The organism is Streptomyces sp. FH025 (genome assembly GCF_017427025.1).
Classification (GTDB): Bacteria; Actinomycetota; Actinomycetes; order Streptomycetales; family Streptomycetaceae; genus Kitasatospora.
Genome location: NZ_JAFLNG010000723.1, coordinates 1 through 3,816, shown reverse-complemented (window position 1 = coordinate 3,816; position 3,816 = coordinate 1). Strand labels below are relative to the sequence as shown.

The window sequence follows — 3,816 nt, the reverse complement described above, 5'->3', positions numbered from 1 at the left end:
CTTCGCCCCGTACGTGGACACCTCGCTCTACCCTCCCTACGACCTGGTCGCCACCGCCAAGGCCACCGGGGTGAAGAACTTCAACCTCGCCTTCGTGGTCTCCGGCGGCGGCTGCCTGCCCAAGTGGGGCGGCGTCAGCGACCTGTCCGCCGACGCGGTGGCCGCGCAGATCGGCGCGCTGCGGGCGGCCGGCGGCGACGTCCGGGTCTCCTTCGGCGGTGCCAACGGCAGCGAGCTGGCCCTCGCCTGCGGCTCGACCGCCGACCTGGTCGCCGCCTACCAGAAGGTGATCGACGCGTACGGCGTGACCAGGCTCGACTTCGACGTCGAAGGCTCCGCGATCGCCAACACCGCCGCCAACACCCGCCGCGTCCAGGCCATCGCCCAGCTGCAGCAGAACGCCGCCGCCAAGGGCAAGAGCCTCGACGTCTCCTTCACCCTTCCCGCGCTGCCCTCCGGCCTGACCCAGGAGGGCGTCGACCTGGTCGCCGGCGCCAAGGCGGGCGGCGTCTCGATCGGTGCCGTCAACATCATGGCCATGGACTTCGGCGACGGGGTCGCCCCCAACCCGCAGGGCCAGATGGGCAAGTACGCGATCGCCGCGGCCACCGCCACCCAGGCCCAGGTCAAGAGCGTGCTGGGACTGGACGACGCGGGCGCCTGGCGCAAGGTCGCGGTCACCCCGATGATCGGCGTCAACGACGTCGCCAGCGAGGTCTTCACCGTGGCCGACGCCAAGCAGCTCGCCGACTTCGCGGCGACCAAGCACCTCGCCTGGCTGTCCATGTGGTCCGGCACCCGCGACAGGGCCTGCGACGGCGGCGCCAAGGGCAACGCCGACGCCAGCTGCAGCAGCATCGTCCAGCAGCCGCTGGACTTCACCCGGACCCTCGGCGCCTACACCGGCTGAGCCGAGCCCCGGCCCCCCGAACCGCCCCGGTCGTCCGTGCTCAGCCCGCAGCCGAGCACGGGCGGCCGGGGCTCCGCCGTTCGGCCGTCCCGAGGACTCCATCACGCTGGGTGACCGTCCGTGCCCAGGCCGGGCCGGGTCGCATCCGGTATCGTCGCTGGTTGGCCGAGCGGTGGACGGAGTGAACAGTGACAGCGGTGCAAGACGAGCGCAGCCCGGCGCGGATCGCCCCCGACCCCTCGCCCGCCCTCCTGTCGGACCGGCTGCGGTTCGCCCTCGGCGCCCCCGTGCGCGCGCTGCGCGAGGCGCCCCGCCGCCCGCTGCTGACCGTCTCCGCCCTGGCCCTGCTGTCCTTGATCGCGTACGCGGTGGTGCGGCACTTCGTCCACACCTCGATGGTGGACATGATCGTCTACCGGGCCGAGGGGGCCGCCGTCGCCAACGGCACCGACCTGTACGCGCTGCGCGTCACCGAGTGGAACCTGCCCGCGACCTACCCGCCGTTCGCGGCGATGCTGTTCGTCCCGACCACCTGGTTCCCGGTCCCCTTCCTCCGGGTGGCGATCACTCTCGGCAACCTCGGGCTGCTCGCCCTGTTCGCCCACCTGTCCTTCAAACTGGTCGGCTGGCCGCGCCGTGAGCTGCGGCCCATCGGTGTGATCCTGGTGACCGGCCTCGGGGTCTGGCTCGAACCCGTCTTCACCACGCTCCGGTACGGCCAGATCAACCTCGCGCTCGCCTGCCTGATCCTCTGGGACCTCACCCGTTCGGACGCACGCCTCAGCAAGGGCATGGCGATCGGCATCGCGGCCGGCATCAAGCTCACCCCCGGCCTGTTCGCCGTCTACCTGCTGATCACCGGCCGGGTCCGGGCCGCCATCACGGCCGGCCTCACCTTCCTCGGCACCTTCCTGCTCGGCGCGCTCCTGCTGCCCGACGCCACCTGGGGCTTCTGGACCAAGTACCTCTACGACTCCTCCCGGGTCGGCAAGACCGAGATCGTCGACAACCAGTCGCTGCGCGGCGCCTTCGCCCGCCTGCTGCACACCGCCGACCCCGGCACCGTCGCCACCCTCGGGGCCGGACTGGTCGCGCTGGCCGGCCTCGCCGTCGCCGCCTGGGCCGCCCGAAGCGGCCGCTGGCTGCCCCGGGCCGAGGCCTGGGGCGTCTGCTGCGCCGCCGTCACGGCCGTGCTGATCTCGCCGATCAGCTGGACCCACCACTGGGTCTGGTGCGTGCCGCTGCTCGTGCTGCTCGCCGCCGAGGCCTCCGTCGAGCGCGCCCGCCCGGCCGGCGTCCGCCGGCTGCGCTGGCGGGCCGTGTTCTGGGCCACGCTGCTCGCCTTCCTGTCCTTCGCGATGTGGGCGGCCAAGCCGGTCGGGGCGGCCGTCCTCCACCTGTCACCGCTGCGCCAGCTGCCCACCTCGATCTACCCGTGGGTCGGGCTCTGCTTCCTGCTCGCCGCCGCGATCCGGATAAGGGCACGGCGACGGTCCGCCGGCGCGCCGCTGGTCCGGCTGCCCGGGCAGCGCGAGAGCGGCGGCCCGGACACCGCCCGCGGTCGTCAGCAGGCCCCCGCGGCCCGCTGAGCCTGCGGGGGCGCCGCCGCCTCCCTCGTTCCTTCCGCGGTGCCCTCGGCCGCCGCCTGGGCCGTCCCCTCGGTGGAGTTCCGATCGGTGGAGTTCCAAGAGGCGGACCCCTAGGCGAGCAGCTCGGCGAGCGAGCCGTCCATGTCCAGCGCGGCCAGCTCGCTGCCCGGCGGGACCAGCCGGTGCGCCCGCTCCAGCCAGGCCGCGACGACCGGCAGCGGCGCCTCCAGCAGCGCGTCCCCGGCGGGCGAGCTCAGCGCCAGGCACAGCACGCTGCGCCGGCCCGAACGGGTCGGCCAGATCCGCACGTCGCCCTGGCCGCACGGCCGGAAGGTGCCCTCGACCAGCAGCTCGCGGGCGAACACCCAGGTCACCGGGGAACCGGTGTCCAGGTGGAAGGTGATGTACACCGCGTACGGGTCGTGGCTGCCGTAGGTCAGCCGGGCCGGGACGGGGACGCTCTGCTCCGGGGAGAGCACCAGGTTGAGCTCCAGCTCGTGCTCCACGACGCTGACGGGGCGGTCCATGATCGTCTTCCTCTCTGCCTGCGGTCCGTGCCCGGTTCCGGGCCCTGTGACCTTTGAGAGGGCGGTCCGCACCGGCTCTTACACAGGTTTCCGGGATTTCTTCGGGAAATTCGGTGAGGGGCGGTGAACGCCCGGGGCCGCCTCGCGCGGGCGCCCACCGCACCCCGGGTCCCCTACCCCGGGCGACCCTCCGCTGTCCGGTGAATGGCCAACTTCCCCTCGGCACTCCGACGAGGCACTACCCTTTGTGACTACCCGGAGACTTTCCGCCGACCGGTGGTGTCCCCGCGCGTGCCGAGCGCCGGGCGTGCGCGTCCGGTGGCCCGTTCCACCGCGTCGCGACCCCCGCTCATCGGCGCCGAACGGCCTTCATCGGCCCCCACCCGCCTCAGAGCGGCCTTCGTCAGCCCCCCATCGGCCCTCGTCAGGACCTGGCAGGAGAGAAGACCCCATGACGGACCGCCCCTTCGCCGCCGACGGCGACCCGGCCGTCGCACCCGAGCCGGGCTACTACCCCGACCCCTCCATCCCCGGGTTCGTCCGGTACTGGGGCGGCTCGGCCTGGGTGCCGGGCACCACTCGGCCCGCGCCCGCCGAGGGCGAGGTGCTGGAGCCGCCCCGGTTCGTCGGCCGGCGTCCGGCCCCGGACGCGGCCGTGTCCGCGGCGCCGGTGGTGCCGCCGCCGGTGGCGCCCGAGCCGCCCGAGCACCCGCGTGACACCTCCGGGGACACCGGGCCGGTCTACCTCGACCAGACCACGGGCGGGGCGTCCTTCGTGGTCGGGCCGCGG

General features: G+C 73.9%; 4 protein-coding genes. 3 read left to right on the top strand and 1 reads right to left on the bottom strand.

Annotated elements, in window-relative coordinates; genetic code table 11:
* Positions 1 to 910, top strand: a 910-nt coding sequence (locus tag J0670_RS32745; RefSeq protein WP_207815753.1) for a chitinase, incomplete at its 5' end; no start/stop codon positions are given.
* 188 nt (positions 911 to 1,098) lie between these two features.
* Positions 1,099 to 2,499 (top strand): glycosyltransferase 87 family protein, encoded by a 1,401-nt coding sequence (locus J0670_RS32740; protein ID WP_207815750.1) that lies wholly within the window; start codon positions 1,099 to 1,101, stop codon positions 2,497 to 2,499.
* Between the two features lie 110 nt (positions 2,500 to 2,609).
* Here J0670_RS32740 and J0670_RS32735 read toward each other — a convergent pair whose 3' ends face one another.
* Complete coding sequence (locus J0670_RS32735; RefSeq protein ID WP_207815742.1) at positions 2,610 to 3,026, bottom strand: SsgA family sporulation/cell division regulator; 417 nt, start codon at positions 3,024 to 3,026, stop codon at positions 2,610 to 2,612.
* Between the two features lie 451 nt (positions 3,027 to 3,477).
* Between J0670_RS32735 and J0670_RS39650 the strand changes: the two genes are divergently transcribed.
* Positions 3,478 to 3,816, top strand: a 339-nt coding sequence (locus J0670_RS39650; RefSeq protein WP_243437857.1) for a DUF2510 domain-containing protein, incomplete at its 3' end; no start/stop codon positions are given.